We start from the raw sequence: 23,143 nt of genomic DNA, 5'->3' as shown, positions 1-23,143 counted from the left end.
CAACCGTTTGCAATGAAATTATTTTTACTTTTGAAAAACGAGTTTTTTAAAGTTTGGGATTTCATTGTCATCAGCAACATTTATGATTCAACAATTAGTACACATCGATCAAGAGATTTTTCTGGCCATTAATCAGGGCTTGAGTAACCCCGTGTTTGATTGGCTATTGCCTATTTTGCGCAATCCATATACCTGGGCACCTTTGTATTTATTTTTGATCATATTTTTCATCAAGACCTATGGAAAAACAGGTATCCTAATTGTTGCCATGACCTTGGTTACTTTCGGAATTTCCGATGGTATATCATCTCATTTGATCAAAAAGACTGTAAAAAGGATTAGACCATGCAATGACGTGGAGTTTAAAGAAAATGTCAACATCCGCGTACGCTGTGGTTCGGGCTTTAGCTTTACCTCCTCCCATGCGGCCAATCATTTTTCCCTTGCTTTTTTCTGGATTGTACTCTTCCGGAGGAGATGGAAATATGTGCTTTGGTTTTGTATTGCCTGGGCAACCCTAATCTCAGTCTCTCAAATTTATGTTGGTGTTCATTACCCGTTTGATGTGCTCTGTGGTTCGGCCTTAGGTATCCTGGTCGGTTTGGCTACAGGCTATTTATTCAAACGGTTTGTACCTAGCTTTTTTAAAACTGAACAAGTATAATGAATTCAATTTTATTGATTTTAATTTTATTCATACCTGCATTTGCAAGTGGAATTGCCGTATTTTTTGTACAGAAGAAAGGAACGAATTTTCTTAAACTCATCCTTTCTTTCAGTGGAGCCTATTTATTCTCCATTACCGTACTTCATCTTATGCCACATGTCTACCAGTCCAACAATACTTCACCTGAAGTACTGGGTATTTATGTACTTGCGGGATTTCTCTTCCAGCTCTTTCTTGAACAGTTTTCCCAAGGGATAGAGCATGGCCACATCCATACGGACAATGAGCACGACCATCACAGCCATCGTTTTCCAATCGGTATTATGTTCAGCCTATGTCTACACGCATTCCTGGAAGGTATGCCACTTGCGGCGACACATCAGACTGAACTTGCGCTAGGTATATCAATTCACCATATCCCAGCTGCATTTGCATTGGGAAGTATCTTGATAAGCACGCATTTAAAGAAAAATACCATCCTTATTACACTAGCCTTATTTGCTGCTATGACCCCTTTTGGCTTTTTATTAAGCAAGGCCATCAGTGCGGGAGAAGTAGGCAATATTCAGCAGTATTTTGATAAAATCATGGCGGTGGTTATCGGTATTTTCTTGCACATCTCCACGACGATACTTTTTGAATCGGGCTCCATTGACCATCATAAATTCAATAAAAAGAAAATGATTGCTGTTATTGCCGGTGTGGCTATAGCTCTTGGAAGTTTCTTATTTGTGGGGGAACATGATCATGGGCACGATCAGCATCAACAACCGCATGATCATGAACATCATGACCATGCGCATTAATTTCTTTAGCCGCGAAGTTTATCCAGCAGTGTACTTAGCGTAACCGCTTCTTCTTCACTAATTCGATTGGGTAAAAGATCCTGCATCAGCATATCCTCATCTAGATTTTTAAGGATCTCTAAGCCCTTTTCTGTGATAACCAAATCCACAGCCCTTTTATCTCCATCAGATTGACAGCGTGAAACCAATCCTTTGGAAACCATGCGATCAATCATCCGGGAGATATCCGGCGTTGTACTCAGCATTCTTGATTTAATGAGATTATTGGTTGCAGGCTTAGGATATTGCCCCCTTAAAATGCGCAAGACATTAAACTGTTTCAAAGTGATCCCCTCTTTGGCAGCTCGCTGTTCAAGCTCATTGTTAATCCAATTGTACGTATATAGAATATTTACCGTACAACGATGCCATTCATTACTGAATTTACTTACTTTGATTTCGTCCTCAATCTTCATTCTGGTTGATAATTAATCGTTCTGAATAGTAAAGATAGCTGTTTTTTACTAAATACATAACTATGACATTAGAATCATTCTAAATGGTAGAAATTCTGTATATTTGAAGAATTCAAAAAAACAGGTAGATGCGTAATAGAACTAGCTTAGATAAGCTAAAAAAAGGGGAAAAAGCGGTAATAATAGATTTTGATTCGCACGATATTCCAGCTAAATTTTTCGAATTGGGGTTTATCCCGGGTACTGAAATAGAAGTGAAACACATCGCTCCTTTGGACGGTCCTATATGTTTAAATATTAGTGCTAATAACGCCTTGATTGCCATCCGCAAATCAGAAGCTAAAGTCATCCTTATTGATCAGAAATAATGAATAACCCGATTATTGCACTTTTGGGGAATCCAAATGTGGGTAAAACATCTCTATTTAACCGGATTACAAAATTAAATCAGAAAGTAGGAAACTATCCCGGAATTACTGTCGAGAAACGTGAGGGGCAAGTAAAAGCCAATAACAAGACTTATCGAATTATCGATTTACCAGGGACATATACCTTGTTTCCAAGTTCAATGGATGAGGAAGTTGTCTTCAACACCCTGGTTGACAAAAAAAGTAGTTTCAGACCCAACCTTGTTGTTGTCGTCGCTGAACCGACCAACTTAAAACGGTCAATTATCCTTTATCAGCAAGCCCGGGAGCTTGGTCTACCTGCCATCTTCGTCATCAATATGATTGATGAAGCCAAGGAAAAAGGCATTACAATAGATATCCAAAAACTTGAGCATTTATTAAATACAAAAGTATACGAAACCAACGCCCGTACCGGGCAGGGTATAGATCAGCTGATCAAAAACTTTGATACCGTTCCGCCCATGTATATCAGCAAATTCAGCTTACCAAAGGAAGCCGATGCTGCATTGGAGGAAACCAAACGCCTTTTTCCCTTAGATACAGAATACCATACCTGGCAATATTTAGCCAAGGGCGAAGTATCCTTTTTATCAAAAGAAAAGAATCAGTCCATCCAGCAAATCCGTGATAAATATCAATTACGGGCTGAAAAACTGCAAAAAGACGAAGCTATATTACGCAGTAAATCTTTAGACAGCAGTCTCGCTGAGCTTTATGTAAAAGATGAGGCTTCCAACAAAAACAAGACCAATACGATCGATAGCATCCTGCTGCACCCGATCTTTGGGTATATCATCTTTTTTGGAATCCTTTTTCTGATCTTCCAGGCAATTTATACCTGGTCTGGACCAGCCATGGACTTTATCGATGGCCTATTCGGTGATCTTGCGGCCTATACACAAACAGCATTGCCGGCAGGGCCATTGACCGACTTGCTCAGCAATGGTATTATCAAAGGTATTGGCGGAATCGTGATCTTCATTCCACAGATCGTCATTTTATACATCTTTATCTCGATCATGGAAGAAACGGGCTATATGAGCCGCGTAGTTTTCCTGATGGACCGATGGCTTCGTCCTTTCGGGCTGAATGGAAAATCGGTGATTCCATTGATTTCGGGCGTTGCCTGTGCTGTTCCTGCAGTCATGTCTGCACGTAATATCGAGAATAGCAAGGAAAGACTGGTCACTATTCTGGTAACACCTTTTATGACCTGCTCAGCCCGTCTACCCATTTATATTGTTCTGATCGGACTCGTTATACCAGACAATAGAGTTGGTGGATTTCAATTACAAGGTATTGTTTTATTTGTGATGTACCTACTTGGGATATTTGCAGCTTTACTGTCCGCGGTTATTCTGACGAAGGTTATCAAATCAAAACACAAATCATTTTTAATCTTCGAACTGCCGACCTATAAAACTCCGGATTGGAAGAATGTTGCTTTAAATGTCTGGGAAAAAGCATCAAGCTTTGTCTTCGGTGCAGGTAAAATCATTCTGGCAATCTCTGTGATACTATGGGCATTAGGCAGCTTTGGGCCAAATGATAAATTTAGCCGAGCGGAAGAATACGTAACAAAAGATAATCCCAACCTATCCGAAGCAGATTTGGAGCATGAAGTTTCATCTTATCGTCTGGAACACTCCTTCCTTGGCTATCTTGGCATGGCTATTGAACCTGTGGTTGAACCATTGGGCTATGACTGGAAGATGGGAATTGGTCTTATTTCTTCTTTTGCTGCCCGTGAAGTGTTTGTGGGAACCATGGCCACTGTATACAGCCTTGGTGACGAAGTGGATATCGAAGATGAAACATCTAAAACAACGGTATTGGGTAAAATGAAAAGCGAAATTAACCGGAACACCGGTTTACCTGCTTACAATCTGGCTTCTGGTGTATCCTTATTGCTGTTTTACGCTTTTGCTATGCAATGTATGAGTACAATAGCGGCCGTAAAAAGGGAAACGGGCTCGTGGAAATGGACTTTAATACAACTTAGTTTTATGACAGGCTTGGCCTATTTCAGTGCCTTAATTGCTTATCAACTTTTAAAATAAAAAAGCTATGGATAATTTAACCGTACAATATCTCATCGTAGGAATTTTGGTTTTGGCGGCTGTATGGTATGTCGTTAAAAATGTCCGAAAATCATTAAAGGGCAAATCGAGCTGCTCCAAAGGTTGCGGATGCAACTGCAGTGTTGAAAAAACACAAAAAGCAAATTAATTGATCTTTTTGAGTAGCATTTACAAATAAGATTTCGTTATTAGTTAGAGTGGCCAAAAATCACACTAGCTACTATTTAGGAAAGCGCCGTTTTTTTTGAAAATTACGGCGCTTTCTATTTCTGAGTCAAACAGGCCCCTCGCTATTGTTTATAAAAAAACAACGAAATACATTAAAACCACAACAGAATGTGCACAAATACCTAAGTGTTTTATTAACTTTATGCGCTTAGGGCAAAAGATGCGCTGGGAGTCACGTTATTCGTCGGCACATTATACAGCGGCAGCAATTTTGACCAATTCGATTCTGGTACGGAGTAAAGTCTTCACAGGTTTCCCCTGCCAAGGATCGGTCAAAACAGACTAATAACCGTATTAACCATACACATGGAGAAACAGAACAATAAGGAAGAATTAAAAAGAGGACTTCAAAATAGACATATTCAATTAATTGCACTGGGTGGTGCTATCGGAACGGGCTTATTTCTAGGTATCGGAAAGGCTGCCACACTAGCTGGGCCAGCTGTTATCCTCGGCTATGCTTTCGCCGGAATTATTGCTTTTTTTATTATGCGCCAATTGGGCGAGATGGTCGTTGAGGAGCCTGTTTCAGGAAGTTTTAGCTACTTCGCCAATAAATATTGGGGTTCTTTTGCGGGTTATGCTTCAGGCTGGAACTATTGGGTTCTTTACATCCTCGTCAGTATGGCCGAATTAACGGCTATCGGTGTTTATGTACAATTCTGGTGGCCCGAGATACCTTTATGGGCATCAAGCTTATTTTTCTTCTTTGCAATCAACGCTCTGAATCTTGCTTCTGTAAAAATTTATGGCGAGACGGAATTTTGGTTTTCCATTATCAAAGTGGTGGCCATCATCGCGATGATTGTTTTTGGTGTTTACCTGCTTCTAAGCGGTACAGGAGGCGAGCAAGCAAGCCTCAGCAACCTGACTTCACATGGCGGTTTTTTCCCAAAAGGCTGGTTTAGCCAAACTGCGGACGGCAATTTTGAAGGCCTCCTTTCGGCAATGGCTTTGATTATGTTTTCTTTTGGTGGCCTGGAATTGGTTGGTATTACTGCTGCTGAAGCTGAACACCCCGAAAAGAACATACCGAAAGCAACCAATCAGGTGATCTATCGGATCTTGATCTTTTACGTCGGTGCTTTGATCATTCTTTTCTCTTTGACACCATGGACAAATATCACCGCAGATACGAGTCCCTTTGTACTTGTTTTTGATAAACTCAATGGATTTGAATTTACCATCTTTGGAAAGACTTTTTATTTCACTAAAATTATCGCAAATGCGCTAAATCTCATTGTCCTTACCGCCGCATTATCGGTATATAATAGCAGTGTGTACAGCAATAGCAGAATGCTATATGGACTGGCAGAACAGGGGAATGCCCCTCGTTTTCTTTCGAAACTCAACAAGAATCATGCGCCTATTAACGCAATTTTGGTCTCGGCACTGTTCGCTGCGATCTGTGTATTTATCAATTATGTGGCACCCAAAAATGCACTGGAGATTCTAATGTCGCTGGTGGTGTCTTCACTGATTATCAACTGGGTAATGATCTCCATTACACACTTGTATTTCAGAAAAAATAAACTCGACGCGCATTTACGGACCAAGTTCCCATCCTTTCTATATCCCTTAAGTAATTATATCTGTCTGATCTTTTTGATTGCTGTACTTGGCATCATGTGGATAACAGGAATGAAACTTCCGGTAGAATTGATCCCTGCTTGGCTTATATTACTCTATGTGAGTTATCTTTTGATCAAAAGAAAGAAATCTTAGTTCACAGAACCTCGATCCTATCAATAAAAAAAGCCTGATTCATTACATGAATCAGGCTTTTTCCTAAAATTTAATGTAGATATTCCTCCTCGAGAATAGCAAATTCATAATTGTCGCTCCAACCATCTAAAACAAGCCCAGCTGCGTGCCTGCATCGGGTAAGCGGAAAAGATCCCTTCTCAAGGATGGAAGTGTCCCATTATTCATATATTTCTTGACGGAAAGCTTGAATAAATGCTGTAAACTCTCGGCCATATGGCCATCCCCTTTTATCCTCCTTCCAAAATCGGTATCGTTAATTTTTCCACCATGGCAGGCTTCAATCCAATGTAATACCTTTTCAGCACGGTCAGGATAGTTCTGATAAAGCCAATCTTTAAAGATACCACCAATCTGTCCATTGAGCCGTACGATGGTATAAGAGGCCGTAATTGCTCCCGCATCTGCTCCCGAACGAATCAAATCTGAAATCTCATCACTATTGATCCCAGGAACGATGGGCGCCATCATCAGCATGACGGGTACACCTATCTCTGTCAATCCCTCGATCAGTTTCAACCGGGCCGATGCCGTTGCAGTACGTGGTTCCATTTTCTGACGTACCTCCTCGCGCAACGAATTGATGGTTACTGCAACGGAAACCAGATTGCGTGCTGCAAGCTCACGCAAAAGATCAAAATCCCGCCGCATCAGTACATTTTTGCTGATGATAGAGACCGGATGCTGGTATTTGACCATTAATTCTAAAAGCGAACGTGTGATACCCAGTTTCCGTTCAATCGGTTGATAACAGTCTGTATTGCCGGAAAGCATAATCAAATCGGGCTGATAGCTCGATTTTCTAAACTCCTGTTCGAGAAGCTGAGCCGCATTATGTTTTACTAAGATCTTACGTTCAAAATCCAATCCCGCACTGAACCCCCAATACTCATGCGAATTGCGCGCATAACAGTAAATACACCCATGTTCACAACCCTGATAGGGATTAATGGATCTTTCAAAACGGAGATCCGGACTATTTGACTTAGAAATAATCGATTTCGGATGTGTCGGAATAAACTGCGTTTTCTCGGCACCCAAAAACTCCTCATCCAGCCCCTCCACATGCTCCTGCACGTATTGATTAGAAAAAAATTTGTTATTGGGATTAATCTGTGCCCCTCTGCCCTTCAAATATTCCGATGAATTCATAGGTTAAAATTACTAATTTTATTAGTAAAAACAAATTAAAATTTCCCATTTTCCACAAAGAGAGAAAGCGAATATCTTCTAGTTTGAAGTCCCAATAAAACGTATTTTAAACCAAATAAAAATCCCTATACTGCATCGACAGTATAGGGATTAAAATTCTTATTTTAGATCTCAGTCCAGCTTCTATTTATTTCATTAAGAAACCACCACCGAGTAAATCATTGCCTTCATAAAAAACGGCCGATTGCCCTGGAGCAATACCTTTCACATTGTGCACAAAATCTATACGCACTTTATCGCCTTCTTGGGATATGGTCGACAAAGCACCAGAGTCTTTGTAACGTACCTTTGAAATTGCTTCCATCGGTTGATCTAGTCCTGCATATTTCACAAAGTTCACATTACGAACGTAAGCATGTGACTTTTCAAGTTCATGTTCTTCACCCAATACGACCGTATTACTTTCCGGAAGGATCTCAATCACAAACATCGGTTTCCCCAAGGCAATTCCTAAGCCTTTACGTTGACCGATGGTGAAATAAGGGTAACCAATATGTTTACCTACAACGGTACCATCGGAAAGAATAAAGTTACCGGGACCAATTTGTTGATCCAACGTTGGCACCTTATGTCTCAAAAACGCACGGTAGTCGTTGTCAGGAACGAAACAGATTTCATAACTCTCCGACTTATTGGCCAATTCCTTCTGTCCCATATCCAAAGCCATCTGACGAATCTCCTTTTTCGTGAAAGATCCTAACGGAAACTGTGTCCGGGCAAGATTTTCTTGTGACACGCCCCATAAAACGTAAGATTGATCTTTGTTTTCATCCTTACCTTTTGATATCACATAGCGACCATTATCGTGCATACGGATATTAGCATAGTGCCCGGTAGCGATAAACTCACAGTCCAATTTGTCAGCGCGTTTCATCAAAGCCTCCCACTTAATGTGGGTATTACACAACACGCATGGGTTAGGCGTGCGCCCAGCAATATATTCTTCTACAAAATTGTCAATCACAAAATCTCCAAACTCATCACGTATATCTAATATATAATGAGGGAAACCATAGTTTACGGCTAATGTACGAGCGTCATTGATACTATCAAGGCTACAACATCCGGTTTCTTTCGACGAGCCACCTGCGGATGCATAATCCCATGTCTTCATCGTGATACCGATAACCTCATATCCTTGTTCGTGGAGCATGACAGAAGCAACGGAGCTATCTACCCCTCCACTCATTGCAACTAAAACTCTTCCTCTTTTACTCATCTCTAATTATTGAAATGCAAAGATACAGCTTATTCCTTTTCCTATATGTTAGTTTCTTGTAATTTTATCTCGATCAAAATCAACACGTTCGAAAAAAGTACGAAAATAATCTGCATAAAAGTTTTAGAATTCAAATTATCGGACTATATTTGCATCGCAATAGGGGAACAAACCCATAGCAAAAAAGCGGTGCCATAGCTCAGCTGGTAGAGCAAAGGACTGAAAATCCTTGTGTCCCTGGTTCGAACCCAGGTGGCACCACGCTTCAATCTGATGATCACAGATTTAAATAAAAGGTCAACTGGTGCCATAGCTCAGCTGGTAGAGCAAAGGACTGAAAATCCTTGTGTCCCTGGTTCGAACCCAGGTGGCACCACAAAAAAAGCTTGTTCAATGAACAAGCTTTTTTTGTTTTAGCTAACTGCATTTTATATAACATCCCCCCACATCTCCGCCGTATAGAAAATTCATCATACCCCTACTGCCTGAATTCAATGGGTGTTATTTTCATTGATTGATTGAGGGATATTATCAAAAAAAAGATCATGGATTTTGGAAATGAACCGGCGTTGTCTTTTTAAAATTCACTCAAGTTTAATTTCCAAAACCCAATCGCTTTTCTGCTACGATTCAGCAATAATCGACCGATCAAGATGCACATAGCCACCGTCCACATGAATCAATTGACCAGTTGTATGACTTGATTTGTTAGACAGCAAAAAGACTGTTGTATCGGCGATTTCCGCTGCTGTGGTCATGCGATGCTCCAATGGAATGCGGTCCGTAATTTTTTTCAATGTCTCCTCCGGATTTGATAAGGTTTGAATCCAGGTATCGTATTGGGGAGTTGCACATTCTGCCACAATAATGGCATTGACACGAATCGAGTAAGGCAACAATTCTACAGCCCACTCTCGCGTAAGTGCATTACGTCCACCATTGGATGCCGCATAAGCCGAGGTATTGCCCTGCCCTGTTTCACCAGTTTTGGACGAAATATTCACGATACTGCCCTTAGATGCTTTCAACGCATCCAAAGCGTGATGTGCCATCAGATAGTAGTGAATTAAGTTCTTATGCAGCGAAGCAACAAATCTTTCATAGTTGCCCGATGCCAATCCAACACCATCATTTTGTCCGGCATTATTCACCAAACCATCGATCCGCCCGTACACTTCCAATGTCTTTTGAACGGCTCTTTCACAATCTTCGGGTTTAGATAATTCTGCTTCAATACAGAGTGCATCCACACCAAATTGCTTTATTTCTTCTTTGACTTTTTCATTATCAGCTTGTTTACGGCCAACAATGACAGGAATAGCCTGTTCTTTAGCCAACGCGTGGACTACAGCCCGCCCGATTCCTTTTGCTCCGCCGGTAACAATAACAACTTTATCTTTTAAATGAAGATCCATAATACTTTTATTGAATGGTTTGTTTCATTGATTGTGGTTAACATTCGCAACAATGAATTCGTTCTCTGGTTATTGATTAATTTATATTGACGTCATTAAGCCCATTATCCAGCTTCATGACCAATAAAAAGCTTCAGCATGCTATTTTTCCCTTTCATAGCATGCTGAAGTTTTTCCTTTTAAAGATTATACACGCGTATTGCGTTCTCTGCCCAAAATGCGTTCTTCTCTTCAGCCGTAAATTGCCCTAATTTATCCTCAACGATGGCAATACTTTCTTCGTAGGATGCCGCCAATAGACATACCGGCCAATCTGACCCGTACATAATGCGCTCCTTTCCAAAACGCGCAAAGATATGCTCCAGATATTGCTTAAAATCATCAAGTTTCCATCCTTCCCAATCGGCCTCTGTTGCAAGTCCCGAAACTTTACATACGACATTTGGAAAGGCAGATAGCGCATCGATAAACGCCGCCCACTCATCAAATGCTTTCGACTTGATCGGCGGTTTGGCAATATGATCCAATACAAATTGAAGATTTGGATTTTGCTGCACACAATCCAACGTTGCCGCATAATGTCGTGGACGGATGAGCAGATCATACGTATAACCATAATCTGCTAAGGCCTTCAGCCCGTTTAATACCGCAGGGCGAATGAGAAAATCAGGGTCAGCTTCTCCTTCAACAATATGACGAAATCCTTTGATGACCGTAGCTGATTGATAGCCATCCAACTGTTGTCGAATATCCGCTGCTTGAAGATCAATCCAGCCCACTACGCCTTTAATAAAAGGATAATCACTAGCCAGCTGAACCAAATAAGCAGTCTCTTCGTTGGATTGATCCGCCTGAACAGCAACACTCCCTCCAAATCCATTTCGTTCAAGCACAAATTGAATATCCAAAGGGGTGAAATCACGTCTGATGACTTGCATTTCTTCGGTAATCCAACTATCTCTAATTGGATCGAATTTCCAGAAATGCTGATGGGTATCTATACGCATAATGAAAAGAAAACCTAATGAGCAATTAATTTTTTGAATACGCTACCACAGTCTGACGGGACTCTCCAAGACCATCTGCTCCTAACTCGATCACATCGCCAGGCTTCAAATAAATCGGTGGGTTAAATCCTAAGCCAACACCTGCCGGAGTACCTGTTGATATCACGTCTCCTGGCAACAAAGTCATAAATTTAGACACATAGGATACTACATGCGCCACCGAAAAGATTAAATCCTTGGTATTACCATCTTGGTAGGTTTTTCCGTTTACCTTCAACCATAGACGCACATTGTTGATATCTTTGATTTCTTCTTTTGTCGCCATGAAAGGTCCCATCGGTGCAAACGTATCACATCCTTTTCCTTTATCCCAAGTACCGCCACGTTCCAGCTGATACTCACGTTCGGAAACATCGTTGTGCAATACATAACCGACCACATAATCTAAGGCTTCATGCTCTTCTACATAAGAAGCTTTTTTACCGATCACAATACAGAATTCCACCTCCCAATCTGTTTTTACAGAATCTTTCGGAATCATCACATTATCGTATGGACCTACCAACGAAGTGGTCGATTTCATAAAGATGATCGGTTCAGCAGGAATTGGTGCATTTGTTTCCTTGGCATGGTCTAAATAGTTCAATCCAATACAAACAATTTTGGATGGGCGGGCAAAAGGTGCTCCGATACGTTCGCCTTGAGGAACTTCAATCAACTTACCTTCATTTGCCTTCACAAATTCTTCTAAACGGGCTACACCATTCTCGGCAAAGAATTGTTCATTGTAATCACCACCAAATGCGCTTACATCGTAATTTACACCATCGATCTGAACACCGATTTTCTCCTTGCCTTGAGCTCCAAAACGTATTAATTTCATTTTTATAGTATTGAGATAATAGATATTTTATTTTTAGCTTTTTAATTATTCAATTTAATAAAACCACCGTCAATAGGGTAGTCATTTCCAGTAATAAATCCAGCATCGTCACTACACAAGAAAAGTGCTAATTTGGCAATTTCTTCCGGTTGCGCCATGCGGCCTATTGGTTGGCTTGCTGATAGTTTTTCAAACATTTCTTCCTCTTTTCCAGGATAGTTTTTTGCGATAAATCCATCCACAAATGGGGTATGTACACGTGCAGGCGAAATGCTATTGCAACGAATACCGTAGGCCATGTAATCCCGTGCTACAGACATTGACATCGCGTAAATAGCCCCCTTGCTCATCGAATACGCAAAACGATCCGTGATACCAACCCATGCAGCTATGGATGCTAAATTAAGGATTGCTCCCGAACCCTGCGCCTTCATCATCGGCACAATAGCATGCAATGCATTATAAGCTCCCTTAACATTCACATTAAAAACACGCTCAAAATCTTCTGATTGACAATTTTCCAAATTACCAACATGAGCGATACCAGCATTATTTACTAAAATATCAATTTTTCCGATATTTTGTGCTATAGCAGTAATTTCTTGTTGATCAGTTACATTACAACGATTAAATGCAGCCTGACCACCCAAAGCCAAGATCTCATCAACTACAGCCTTACCGCCATCTTCATTCAAATCCAGAATATGAACTTTTGCTCCTTCTGCAGCAAATTGCAGACTGATCGCACGGCCTATCCCACTACCACCACCGGTAATTACAGCTACTTTTTGTTCTAATTTTCCCATTGTTATTTAATTGTTAATGTCAATACCAAATCTGCTTCATCTGTCGATGTTGGCAAATCCAAGCGTAGACTATTGTTCTTATAACTAAACTTAATCTCTTTCTTTCCGATAAATGTGCTTACTTTTTTCACCTGATAAGGAAGGTTATTAATCAACAATTCCTTTTTATCCGTTTTAAACACATGTAGATACACTTGGTTTCCTTTTTTTGTCAACGCATAATCGTCTGTTGGTGACACCGCCCCACCCGCTGTTCCATAGATTGTTTCACCATACACCGATAGCCATTTTCCAAGTTCTTTCAAGCGCTCCTGTTGATAGTCCTGAATCTCACCGTTTGGCATCGGGCCAACATTGAGCAATAAATTGGAACCATGACTAGCTGCCTTGACCAGGTATTTCAGCACTTCCTGAAAGGATTTTCGTGTCCGATCTTTCAGCTCAAATCCCCAAGATCCTGCAATTGTTCCACATACTTCCTTCGGTAGTTTCCCAACATCATGCGCTTTCGTGCCGAACCCAGTAGTATTCTCTCCAGGTAAATCACGTTCGAACATCTGAAAATCTTCCCCTTCAAATGGCGCCAGATGGTGGTTGTTACCCACCAAGCACTGTGGCTGTAACTTATGAATCAATTCATAGATTTCTTTGAAATGCCAATCTTCATTGGGCTTGTCCCAATGACCATCAAACCAGATCCCATCGATCTCACCGTAGTTGCTCAACAGCTCCGTTAATTGGCTTTTCATAAACTGGACATAATGATTCCAATCCCCTTTCGTTGAATCGCGCCCCGCAATGCCACCACCCGTTTTACCAACAGGCAGATAATCATCCCGGTGCCAGTCTAAAAGCGAATAGTAGAACATCACTTTTATCCCTTCGGCACGGCAAGCTTCCACCAACTCTTTCACAATATCGCGTTTGAAGGGAGATTTCTTCACCACATTATAGTCCGAAACCTGGCTGTTCCACATCGAAAATCCATCATGATGTCTGGTCGTAAAGGTGATATACTTTGCCCCTGCCTGTTTAAATAACTTCGCCCATTCTTTCGCATTAAAGGAAATTGGATTGAAAAATTTAGGCAGCAATGCATATTCATCCAAACTGATATTCTGGTTGTTCATGACCCACTCACCATCCCCCAGCACACTATATACCCCCCAATGGATAAAAACACCAAACCGAGATTGTTCAAACCACTCCCTATTTTTCAGATTTTCGGGACTCGGTTGATAATGTTGCTGGCTATAGCTCGCGGATACTGATCCCATCAGCAAGGCTAAACCACAGATTACATGTTTAAGTTTCATATGTAAATGATTAGTTGTCATGGATTTTCAATAAACTCATTATACCCAACTACAAAGAAACACCTCTACGCCATGGTATGAAATCGTCTTGCCCCAGCAACACCGCCTTCGGTTTCACTTCACCAGAAGCAACCTCTATTACATAATCCAAAATACGGTGTGCGGCTTCCTCAATAGTCTCTGTACCTTCGATAATGGTACCACAGTTCAAATCCAGGATATCGGGCATTTTCTCAAAAGTCTTGGTATTTGTTGATAGTTTCACAACAGGTGAAATCGGGTTACCTGTAGGGGTACCCAGCCCCGTAGTAAACAAGACAATATTAGCACCTGCTGCCACTTCTGCAGTTGTACTTTCCACATCATTACCAGGCGTACATAATAAGTTTAACCCCGGACCGTTGGCCAATTCAGGATAATCAATCACTGCTGCAACAGGTGATGTTCCTCCTTTTTTGGCAGCCCCAGCAGACTTAATTGCGTCAGTAATTAAACCATCACGAATATTGCCCGGAGAAGGATTCATATAGAATCCCGAACCATCAGCTTCAGCTTTTGCGTTGTAAGTACGCATCAGCGACATAAAACGCTCCGCCGTTGGCTCATCGATACAACGATCACTCAACTCCTGTTCCACGCCGCATAATTCAGGAAACTCCGCCAGAATCACCGATCCGCCTAAAGTCACCAAAATATCTGATACAAATCCGAGCGCCGGATTGGCCGAGATGCCCGAAAATCCGTCTGAACCACCACATTCCAGACCTATACACAATTTGTCCAATGAGGCTGGTTTGCGCTCATTTTTATCCGCTTGCATCATCCCTGCAAAAGTTGCTTTAATCGCCTTTTGCATAAGCTCTTTTTCAGTTCCTTCTTTCTGTTGTTCGAAAATATACAGTGGGCGATCAAAACCTGGACTTCGCTTTTCAATTTCAGCTTTCAGAATGGAAGCCTGCGCATGCTGACATCCTAAACTCAATACCGTTGCCCCCGCCACATTCGGATGGGTGATATAACCAGCCAAAAGGCCACATAAGGCATCCGAATCCATGCGGGTTCCGCCGCAGCCCATTTCATGGTTTAAAAACTTGATTCCATCGACATTTTTGAACAGGCGTTCCTGCTCACTGGAAGTCGAATTAGCAAGTAGATCCTGACTAAGAATCGCATTTACATCAGCACCAGACTTATATAAGCTAATGAGATCTTCTACCTCAGACACGTAATTATTGGCTTTTACTTTATAGCCCAACTTTTCTTCAAAAGCAGCCTTCAGGGTCAATACATTTCTATTTTCGCAAAAAACCAATGGAATAACCAACCAGTAATTGGCCGTTCCAACAGTCCCATTTGAACGGTGGAATCCATTGAACGTTTTATCTTTAAATGCAGAAACATCAGGTTTTGTCCAGGCTGTCTTGCGATTGCCCATTTTAAAATCTTCCGACGCATGGCGCAAGTTTTCAGTGGTAATGAGTTCCCCTTCAGCTAGGGGAGTATTCAATTTTCCTACCAGAACACCATACATCAATATCTCCGTATCTTGTTCCATTGGCTGGATGGTGAATTTATGTTTGGCAGCAACAGCTTGCTTTAATGTAAATTCCTTACCTTCAAAAACAATCGTTGTTCCCGCAGCCAAGTCCTGTAATGCAACAAGGACATTATCCATTGGATGGATCTGTAAATAGCGCTGTATAGCCATAATTATACTAATTCAAATATTTTTGTCATCATTACCCATTTCTCTCCCGGCTTTGCCCCCGGAATGGCCGCCTGGTATTTCCACATCAGCTGTTCCCATTCCTGTACTTTTTCATTGGCAGCATCCATAGCCGATTTTTTCTCAAATGAAAAGTCTTCACCCACCTCCATGTTCATAAACAATCTATTTTCAAAACGATAGATCTCCATCTGCAGAATACCTGCATCCAGAATCGAACGTTTTATTTCCGGCCAAACCTCACGGTGGTAATCCTCATATTCCTTGATCAATTGTGGATCGTCCACAAGATCTAAAGCCATGACATATCTTTTCATTACTAACTAATTAATGTGATTTAAGATTTTCGGTTTCCGCAATACTGACATTTCTATTTTGGAAAGCAAACAATAAGACAACAATAAAACAAACCAATGGCACAAAATAGCCATACTGGAAATGTCCTGTTTTATCCGAGATAAAGCCCAAAATTGGAGGTAACAAAGCACCACCAACAATAGACATTACGATCAAACTGGAAGCAGATTTGGTATCGGCACCGATACCTTGTACACCAAACGCGAATATCGTCGGAAACATAATAGACATAAAGAATGCAATACCGATCAATGCATACAAGGTCTGAATACCTGATCCGAAGATGACAAATAGGGATAGAACGATCGCTATAGCGGAATAGATGATCAGAAGCTGGGATGCTGATACAAAACGCATAAAAAATGTACCGATAAACCGGCCCAACATAAAAGCCAATCCCGCAAACCCAGCATAATCGGCCCCATCCTTACCCGATATGCCCGCAGCTTCTGTTGCATACAATACCAGGAAGCTTAAAATACAGACTTGCGCTCCCACATAGAAAAATTGAGCCACCACGGCCCAACGCACATTTTTATGACGCAACGCGTGGAAAAAACCAGCTCTACCTTCTTCCTCGGCATCTTTGATATCAGGTAATTTGGTAAAGAAAAACAAGGCAGCGATCAATAAAATCAATATTCCCAATACTACATAAGGCAATTTCACAGCAGCTGTTTCCGACTGAATATACGCCATCTTTGCCTGCTCAGCCATTTGCGCCAGTTCTTCCTGTGATTTGGGTTCATGGGATAAAATAAATTTTCCACCAAAAATCGGAGCAACAAAGGCTGCTAGTCCATTAAAGGACTGCGCAAAATTAAGCCGTTGCGCCGAAGAAGCTGGATCTCCCAAAATCGCTACATACGGATTTGCAGCGGTTTCCAGAATGGTAAGACCACAGGCTACAACGAACAATGCCCCCAAAAAGAAAACATAACTTATCGTATTGGCCGCAGGTACAAAAAGAAAACAGCCAATGGCAAAAAAGATCAATCCAATCAAAATACCCGCTTTATAGCCATATTTTTTCATGATAATTCCAGCAGGAATCGCCATCACAAAATAAGCGATAAATACAGCCGAATCGACTAAGGAAGCCTGGAAATGGGATAAACTAAACGCATTCCTCAAATGCGGAATTAAGATCGGATCAAGGTTATGAATAAATCCCCAGAAAAAGAACAAGGATGTCACCAAAATCAAGGCAAATGCGTAACTCTTTTTATTCGTCATATTTTTCAAATGGTTATAAGTAGTTATTTAATGTAAAATAAGCTTAAAAATGCTAGACAATATTCAAGTATATTATCAAATTATTAAGCTATATTACCATAGCTAAACTGAATTGTGTAACTTTACTGCATATATTTCATAATTATGAAAGCACAGCTGCTTCATTTAAACAGCAATCTTGAGCATTCGTTCAACGCGCGTAGAGACAATACACCTCAGTACCATAATCTTTGGCATTACCACGAAGAACTGGAATTAATTTATTTCGCCAAAGGCTCAGGCACCCAATTTATTGGCGATAGTGTCCGGCGCTTTGAATCGGGCGATATCACCCTTGTGGGTTCAAACCTACCTCATTATTGGTTATTTGACGAAATTTATCTTCAAGAGGAAGAAGCAGAAAGCGCAGATATTCGTGTGCTTCATTTTAAAGAGAACTTTTGGGGAAATGATTTTATTAATTTACCTGAAAATAAATCCATCAAAGACCTTATTCGCGTCTCCAAAAGAGGCATTTCATTATTGGAGTGCAGCCGACTAAAAACTGCGCAATTAATTGACGCTATCTTGGCAGCAACAGGTACCCCACGTATTATTCATTTATTAGAAATATTACAGTATATTTCGGCCGAAGAACAACATGACCTGTTAACGAGCCCCACTTTTACCATCCAGCTGCAAGATCAGGATGCCAACCGTATGCAGATTGCCATGCAATATATCGGTGAAAATTATCGCGACCAGATACGCCTGCAAGAACTTGCCTCTCTCACGGGAATGACCCCAAATTCCTTCTGCCGTTATTTCAAATCACAGATAGGAAAAACGCTCTTTCAATTTCTGATCGAAATGCGCGTGAAAACCGCTTGCAATTTATTAATAGAAAACAAACAGACGGTGAAGCAGATCTGCTTTGAATCAGGTTTTCAAAACTTTTCAAGCTTCCATAAATACTTCAAAAATGTAACCGGCACCACGCCGCTCAGCTTTCAGCGATCAAAAACTTAAGACGATTTTACCCAATAAGCTTGAATCTTCCATCAATCGATGGGCTTCCGCAGCCTCGGCAACAGGAAGCACCTGGTATAAGGTCGGTTTGAAATCGCCAGCGCTAAGTTTCGGCCATACCTGAGACCAGATATCATCCCGTAGCACTTGCTTAAATTCACGGTCTCTCGCCCGTAATGTACTTCCCGTTAAAACAATCCGTTTCTGCATTAATTTGAGCAAGTTTAACTCGACTATTGCGCTTTCCATCGCATTAATATAAACCAAACGTCCATCGGGGTTCAAAAGGTTGATATTTTTCTCAAAATATGAACCACCAATACTTTCTAAAATAACATCAACCCCCAAAGGCTTCAGCGCCTCCAGAAAATCCTCCGTTTTATAATTTATTGTTTTGGTTGCTCCCAATGATTTACAAAAGCTAGCCTTTTCAGATGAGCTGACTGTCGTATATACTGCTGCACCAAACAAGGCCGCTAACTGAATTGCCGTACTGCCAATCCCACCAGCACCACCGTGTACCAAAAAATGATCGCCGGTCTGCAAATTCCCTCTTCGAAAGACATTGTCCCATACTGTAAATACGGTCTCAGGCAGCGAGGCTGCTTCCGCAAAATCTAAATGATCGGGAATAGGCAAACAATGTCCCTGATAGACCTTAGCATAGTTTGCATAACCTCCACCCGCTACGAGTGCACATACACGATCACCAATGTTCCAGTCAGCGACCCCGGTTCCCTTTGCGACAATAACCCCTGCTATTTCTAATCCAGGTATCCGCGCATCCACCCCGGCAGGTGCCGGATAGTTCCCTTTACGCTGAAAAACATCTGGTCTATTTACACCTGCAGCCTTTACTTCTACTAAAACTTCCAGTTCACCGATCTGCGGCATCTCCACATCGCGGACTTCCAAAACTTCGGGTCCGCCCGGTTCAGTAATAATGACAGCTTTCATCATGATTTTTTGGGATATTTCTGTAATCTTATATTGAGCGAAAGCATAAAATAACGAGCCAAACGATTGTTTCGAACGTCTAAAATATCATTTCCCACCACGGCACGTGAAATTCCAGTATTCTGATTCATTAGATCGAATCCCTGAAATCTCAACATACCCAAGTTATTCCTTCCAAAAGTATATTCCATATAGGCGTTGATTATCGTTGGATTAATATTGTTCCATGAGCTCGAATAACCCGCATTAAATTTTTGAGAAAGTTCAAGTCCCATGGTAAAATGTTTGCCCAAATAAGCTTTAGATCCCAAACCAACGATTCCAGAATGCGCCGTGATATTATCTTGTACAGGCCAGTCAAATGTGGCCCTGTTCAACGAATAGTTGCCATTTAATTCCGCTTCAAAAATATCACTCCAGGTATAGCGGAATTGAAGGGCTTGTGTAAACAAAAAGTGTCCACCAAAGCTCTTTTTATCATTGACGTACGAAATATTGTTGTAATAATCTGCATTGCCATTTAAGCTCATCTGCAAATTATCCGACAATAAAGAAGCTGTAAACAAATAATAGCTCTTAATATCATAGTAGCCTTCTGTATTGCGATAAGTCGTTTTCTGTATCGTTGAATTAGGTTCAATTGTCCGGTTGGCTACAATCTTATCATTTACTAAGTTAAAAGCAAGACTGGCTTCCAGATATTGTCCCCTCCGCGTGATGGATTTGCGATACTTTGAAACAATACTATGTGCAAATTCAGATTTCAAATCCTTATTTCCGACCACGATATTCTGTGTGTTGGTATTGTCCACCACCGGCTGTATCTGATAGAAACTAGGCTGGTTATTACGTCCATAATAGTCCATAGAAAGATCCTCTTCTTTGGTAAACTTCCATTTCAATCCAGCAGAGGGCACGAGATTAACATTTGAATAGGAGGTTTTTATCAGTTTATCTGTTGAACTTCCCGTTAATTCGGACGGCTGAACTGCAAAACCGAAGTTTACCTTTACTTTTTCGCTTAAGTCTTGGCGGTAAATCATGCCGACTTTATTGCTTGCGAAAGAATAGTCGTACTTCAAACTAAGTGAATCCACCAGTATGGGCCCGTTGTTAAAATTATTGTTATTGTCAAAAGTAGAGCGACGGGCATCAATTTTGGTATAATCGAAATCGTAATTGATCTCCAAGGTACCACCTAAATCAACGGGCTCCACCAACGACAAGCGACTTTGGATATTTTTATTCTCATTGCTGGAACGGACCATTTGATTCAGGTAAGTTTCCGTTATTTTTGGCACGTTCAAGCTGCTGTCGATCGCTCTATTAAAATCGCGCACTTCCTCATCTTTATCCAAGGAATTAAAATCCGTATGCAAAGTATAAAGTACTTTCCGCCCCGGTTTAGTAAAACTTCGCACGTAAAAAAGATCTAAAGCCGCAGCAGGGCTTTCTGTACTATTGGCCGCGCCGTAGTTCCCCGTACTACTTAACCGATTATTTTGGATCCTTCTATCTTTTAACGTATTGCTGGTCGAATTGGTCCAAGATAGTTTGGGCGATATTTTAAGCTGATCTTTGGGCGACAGCTTCATATCAAAATCCCAGTCCATTTTATGGATACGATCGATTGATTTTATTTTGTAATCTTCAAAATTACTAATCAGATTATTCGCGGCTTTGCCATACCCATATATCGATTGTAATAAGGAATTTCCCTGGATATAATTATTACGTTGCGTAAAGCTATATTTTCCGCTTGCTGTTACCGTTTTAGAAAGCGGACTAGAGAAACTACCACCTACAGAGCCGATTTTATTGACGCCGTCTGTCGGGTCCGCAAAATCCGCTAGCTCGCCCATTTCCCGCTCCCGTTCCCCGCCATTGGGCGAACCGAAAGAAAAAAGGTTGGTATTGGTATTATTGACCGAGGCGATAACAGAGTACTCTTTACCGTCATTGAAACGATTCAGTCCAGCACTCCCCAAGTAACGATCTACCGAACCACCGCCAAGCGTAGCTTGACCAAAAGTAATTTTCTTCTTATCATCTTTGAGCACAATATTCAGAACTTTTTCGGATTCAGCACTTTTAATTCCTTTTGCCGTCGCCTCGTCACCATAAAAATCAATAACTTGAACGCTTTTCACAAAATCTGCAGGAAGATTGCGTGTGGCGGTGAGCACATCGCCACCAAAGAATTTTTTACCATCCACCTTAACAGAGGATATGGGCTTACCGAAGGCGTAGACAGAACCATCCCGCGAGACCTGAATATTGGGTAATGCCTTAAGAGCCTCTTCTAAGAGTGCCCGACGATCAAATTGAAAAGCATCCAGATTAAATTGAACAGTATCCTGCTTATAGACAATGGGTTTATATTTTAGTACAACAACTTCTTTTAAAAGGGATACATGGGGAAACATGGTCAATTTTCCAACATCCAAATTAGCTGTCGTGCTATTGTACAAGGGATAACTACGTTCCAAGATACTAAGGCCCAGCTGGCTACAGCTAATACGAATATCATTACCCAGTACACGATTAAAATGAAAATAACCTGTTGCGGAAGTTGATGAGAACAAGGTATCGCGGGAACTCGTCAGGTGAACACTTACACCATTTAGGGGCCTTCCAGCTGTATCGACAACAATGCCATAAACCTCTTTTTTTGACACCTGCCCTAAAGTGGTTTTGGGTAAAAAAAACAAGTTCGTTATAGCTAAAAAAAGTACTAACCGGATAATATTCCCGTCCTTTAGTTCCATCAAATAGACTTTGCAATAATACAATTCAATATAAGAATTCTTAAGCTATTAACGTAAAAAGTTGTGATTTTGTATATAAAAAAAACGAGCTGTTTTCTCAACAGCTCGTTTCTTACACTATTTTTTACAATTTATTATTCACCCGCAAAGGTAACCTTAACGAGGTGCTTATCAATTTCCCAACGGCCAGTACCATCTTCACCGATTACATCGAATAATTCAAGAATACGTCTTGCAACAAACTCCTCCTCCACTTGCTCTTCCAAGAACCATTGAACAAAGTTAAAAGTTACGTAGTCTTTTTCCTTCGCACATCTATCCGCAATATTATTGAATTGTTCAGTAACAAACATCTCTTGTTCCAATGTTTGCTCAAATACACCACGGAATGATTCAAAATCTTGAGGAATACCTGTAACTTCCGGAGAAATTGCACGACCACCGCGGTTGTTAATATAATTGAAAAGCTTCAACATGTGCTCGCGTTCTTCGTTGGATTGTTTCGCAAAAAACTCGGAAGCATTTTCCAAACCCTGATCATCACACCATGAAGACATTGCCAAATATAATGCTGAAGAATGAGCTTCAACTTTAATCTGTGCATTCAATATATTTTCGATCTCTTCTTTCAAAGAAGATTTTAATTTCAATAAATCTTTCATATTTACCTTAAGTTTAATTTCTAAAACATGAACAAGTGAAACACATGATCACCTGACTACATCACAAAGATACAGCAGATATTCAAAATGTGTATCAAGAATATGTAATACAAATTCAGTCTAAATTAGACAAACAAACCACAACTTGTTTAGAATCAAT

General features: G+C 40.8%; 22 protein-coding genes and 2 tRNA genes. 10 read left to right on the top strand and 14 right to left on the bottom strand.

The genetic code is table 11. From position 1 onward, the window contains the following. The first annotated feature begins 82 nt into the window (after positions 1-82). Positions 83-664, top strand: coding sequence for a phosphatase PAP2 family protein (locus BGP15_RS16245; RefSeq protein ID WP_286770108.1), 582 nt, complete (start codon positions 83-85; stop codon positions 662-664). Continuing rightward, positions 664-1,473: a ZIP family metal transporter gene (locus BGP15_RS16240; RefSeq protein ID WP_286770107.1), complete on the top strand. Its 810-nt coding sequence runs from the start codon at positions 664-666 to the stop codon at positions 1,471-1,473. The genes BGP15_RS16245 and BGP15_RS16240 overlap by 1 nt, the downstream gene beginning before the upstream one ends. Positions 1,474-1,478: 5 nt before the next feature. Here the strand turns inward: BGP15_RS16240 and BGP15_RS16235 are convergent, their stop codons facing one another. After that, positions 1,479-1,928 (bottom strand): MarR family winged helix-turn-helix transcriptional regulator, encoded by a 450-nt coding sequence (locus BGP15_RS16235; RefSeq protein WP_286770106.1) that lies wholly within the window; start codon positions 1,926-1,928, stop codon positions 1,479-1,481. A gap of 128 nt (positions 1,929-2,056) precedes the next feature. On the opposite strand from BGP15_RS16235, the gene BGP15_RS16230 reads away from it, so the two are divergent. The 5 genes from BGP15_RS16230 (at position 2,057) to BGP15_RS16210 (ending at position 6,372) form a co-directional block, all read left to right on the top strand. Further along, positions 2,057-2,296 (top strand): FeoA family protein, encoded by a 240-nt coding sequence (locus tag BGP15_RS16230; RefSeq protein WP_286770105.1) that lies wholly within the window; start codon positions 2,057-2,059, stop codon positions 2,294-2,296. Further along, positions 2,296-4,398 carry a ferrous iron transport protein B gene (gene feoB, locus BGP15_RS16225; protein ID WP_286770104.1) on the top strand — a complete coding sequence of 701 codons (2,103 nt, stop codon included), beginning with the start codon at positions 2,296-2,298 and terminating at the stop codon, positions 4,396-4,398. The genes BGP15_RS16230 and feoB overlap by 1 nt, the downstream gene beginning before the upstream one ends. Positions 4,399-4,405: 7 nt before the next feature. Continuing rightward, positions 4,406-4,567, top strand: coding sequence for a FeoB-associated Cys-rich membrane protein (locus BGP15_RS16220; protein WP_286770103.1), 162 nt, complete (start codon positions 4,406-4,408; stop codon positions 4,565-4,567). Positions 4,568-4,789: 222 nt separating this feature from the next. Next, positions 4,790-4,933: a hypothetical protein gene (locus tag BGP15_RS16215; protein ID WP_286770102.1), complete on the top strand. Its 144-nt coding sequence runs from the start codon at positions 4,790-4,792 to the stop codon at positions 4,931-4,933. Between the two features lie 20 nt (positions 4,934-4,953). Then, positions 4,954-6,372, top strand: coding sequence for an amino acid permease (locus BGP15_RS16210; RefSeq protein ID WP_286770101.1), 1,419 nt, complete (start codon positions 4,954-4,956; stop codon positions 6,370-6,372). A 126-nt stretch (positions 6,373-6,498) separates the two neighbouring features. Here BGP15_RS16210 and BGP15_RS16205 read toward each other — a convergent pair whose 3' ends face one another. After that, positions 6,499-7,563, bottom strand: a complete 1,065-nt coding sequence (locus BGP15_RS16205) for a PA0069 family radical SAM protein (RefSeq protein ID WP_286770100.1) — start codon at positions 7,561-7,563, stop codon at positions 6,499-6,501. A gap of 187 nt (positions 7,564-7,750) precedes the next feature. After that, entirely contained in the window at positions 7,751-8,842 is a 1,092-nt protein-coding gene (gene mnmA, locus BGP15_RS16200; protein ID WP_046672147.1) for a tRNA 2-thiouridine(34) synthase MnmA, read from the bottom strand. A gap of 188 nt (positions 8,843-9,030) precedes the next feature. Between mnmA and BGP15_RS16195 the strand changes: the two genes are divergently transcribed. Next, positions 9,031-9,103: transfer RNA gene (locus BGP15_RS16195), tRNA-Phe, on the top strand. A 42-nt stretch (positions 9,104-9,145) separates the two neighbouring features. Continuing rightward, positions 9,146-9,218, top strand: a tRNA-Phe gene (locus BGP15_RS16190). 247 nt (positions 9,219-9,465) lie between these two features. Here the strand turns inward: BGP15_RS16190 and BGP15_RS16185 are convergent. The 8 genes from BGP15_RS16185 to fucP form a co-directional block, all read right to left on the bottom strand. Beyond that, the gene (locus tag BGP15_RS16185; RefSeq protein ID WP_115047408.1) at positions 9,466-10,257 is read right to left on the bottom strand and encodes an L-fucose dehydrogenase; all 792 of its coding nucleotides are present in this window, start codon (positions 10,255-10,257) and stop codon (positions 9,466-9,468) included. A gap of 179 nt (positions 10,258-10,436) precedes the next feature. Next, positions 10,437-11,264 carry an amidohydrolase family protein gene (locus BGP15_RS16180; protein WP_070563734.1) on the bottom strand — a complete coding sequence of 276 codons (828 nt, stop codon included), beginning with the start codon at positions 11,262-11,264 and terminating at the stop codon, positions 10,437-10,439. Positions 11,265-11,289: 25 nt separating this feature from the next. After that, complete coding sequence (locus BGP15_RS16175) at positions 11,290-12,147, bottom strand: fumarylacetoacetate hydrolase family protein (protein WP_070563737.1); 858 nt, start codon at positions 12,145-12,147, stop codon at positions 11,290-11,292. A 41-nt stretch (positions 12,148-12,188) separates the two neighbouring features. Then, a complete protein-coding gene (locus BGP15_RS16170) occupies positions 12,189-12,953 on the bottom strand; it encodes an SDR family NAD(P)-dependent oxidoreductase (RefSeq protein WP_046672143.1) in 765 nt (254 codons plus the stop codon). A 2-nt stretch (positions 12,954-12,955) separates the two neighbouring features. Then, on the bottom strand, positions 12,956-14,269 hold the full coding sequence (locus BGP15_RS16165) for an alpha-L-fucosidase (RefSeq protein ID WP_286770099.1): 1,314 nt from the start codon (positions 14,267-14,269) through the stop codon (positions 12,956-12,958). Between the two features lie 49 nt (positions 14,270-14,318). Then, the gene (locus BGP15_RS16160) at positions 14,319-15,977 is read right to left on the bottom strand and encodes a UxaA family hydrolase (RefSeq protein WP_286770098.1); all 1,659 of its coding nucleotides are present in this window, start codon (positions 15,975-15,977) and stop codon (positions 14,319-14,321) included. Between the two features lie 2 nt (positions 15,978-15,979). Continuing rightward, positions 15,980-16,312, bottom strand: coding sequence for an L-rhamnose mutarotase (locus BGP15_RS16155; RefSeq protein WP_046672141.1), 333 nt, complete (start codon positions 16,310-16,312; stop codon positions 15,980-15,982). Positions 16,313-16,322: 10 nt separating this feature from the next. After that, a complete protein-coding gene (gene fucP, locus BGP15_RS16150; protein ID WP_070563743.1) occupies positions 16,323-17,588 on the bottom strand; it encodes an L-fucose:H+ symporter permease in 1,266 nt (421 codons plus the stop codon). 144 nt (positions 17,589-17,732) lie between these two features. Here fucP and BGP15_RS16145 point away from each other — a divergent pair, with 144 nt between their 5' ends. Then, positions 17,733-18,596 (top strand): AraC family transcriptional regulator, encoded by an 864-nt coding sequence (locus BGP15_RS16145; protein WP_070563746.1) that lies wholly within the window; start codon positions 17,733-17,735, stop codon positions 18,594-18,596. Here the strand turns inward: BGP15_RS16145 and BGP15_RS16140 are convergent. The 3 genes from BGP15_RS16140 to BGP15_RS16130 form a co-directional block, all read right to left on the bottom strand. Continuing rightward, the gene (locus BGP15_RS16140) at positions 18,585-19,556 is read right to left on the bottom strand and encodes an NAD(P)H-quinone oxidoreductase (protein ID WP_298938372.1); all 972 of its coding nucleotides are present in this window, start codon (positions 19,554-19,556) and stop codon (positions 18,585-18,587) included. The two genes, BGP15_RS16145 and BGP15_RS16140, sit on opposite strands and share 12 nt — an antisense overlap. After that, entirely contained in the window at positions 19,553-22,231 is a 2,679-nt protein-coding gene (locus tag BGP15_RS16135; RefSeq protein ID WP_286770097.1) for a TonB-dependent receptor, read from the bottom strand. Before BGP15_RS16135 ends, BGP15_RS16140 begins: the two co-directional genes overlap by 4 nt. 224 nt (positions 22,232-22,455) lie before the next feature. Continuing rightward, positions 22,456-22,983 (bottom strand): ferritin, encoded by a 528-nt coding sequence (locus tag BGP15_RS16130; protein ID WP_070563752.1) that lies wholly within the window; start codon positions 22,981-22,983, stop codon positions 22,456-22,458. Positions 22,984-23,143 lie beyond the last annotated feature (160 nt).

The organism is Sphingobacterium sp. 40-24 (assembly GCF_001899705.1).
Taxonomy (GTDB): Bacteria; Bacteroidota; Bacteroidia; order Sphingobacteriales; family Sphingobacteriaceae; genus Sphingobacterium; species Sphingobacterium multivorum.
Note: the sequence above shows the minus strand (reverse complement) of the source record. Positions and strands in the feature narration are given on the sequence as shown.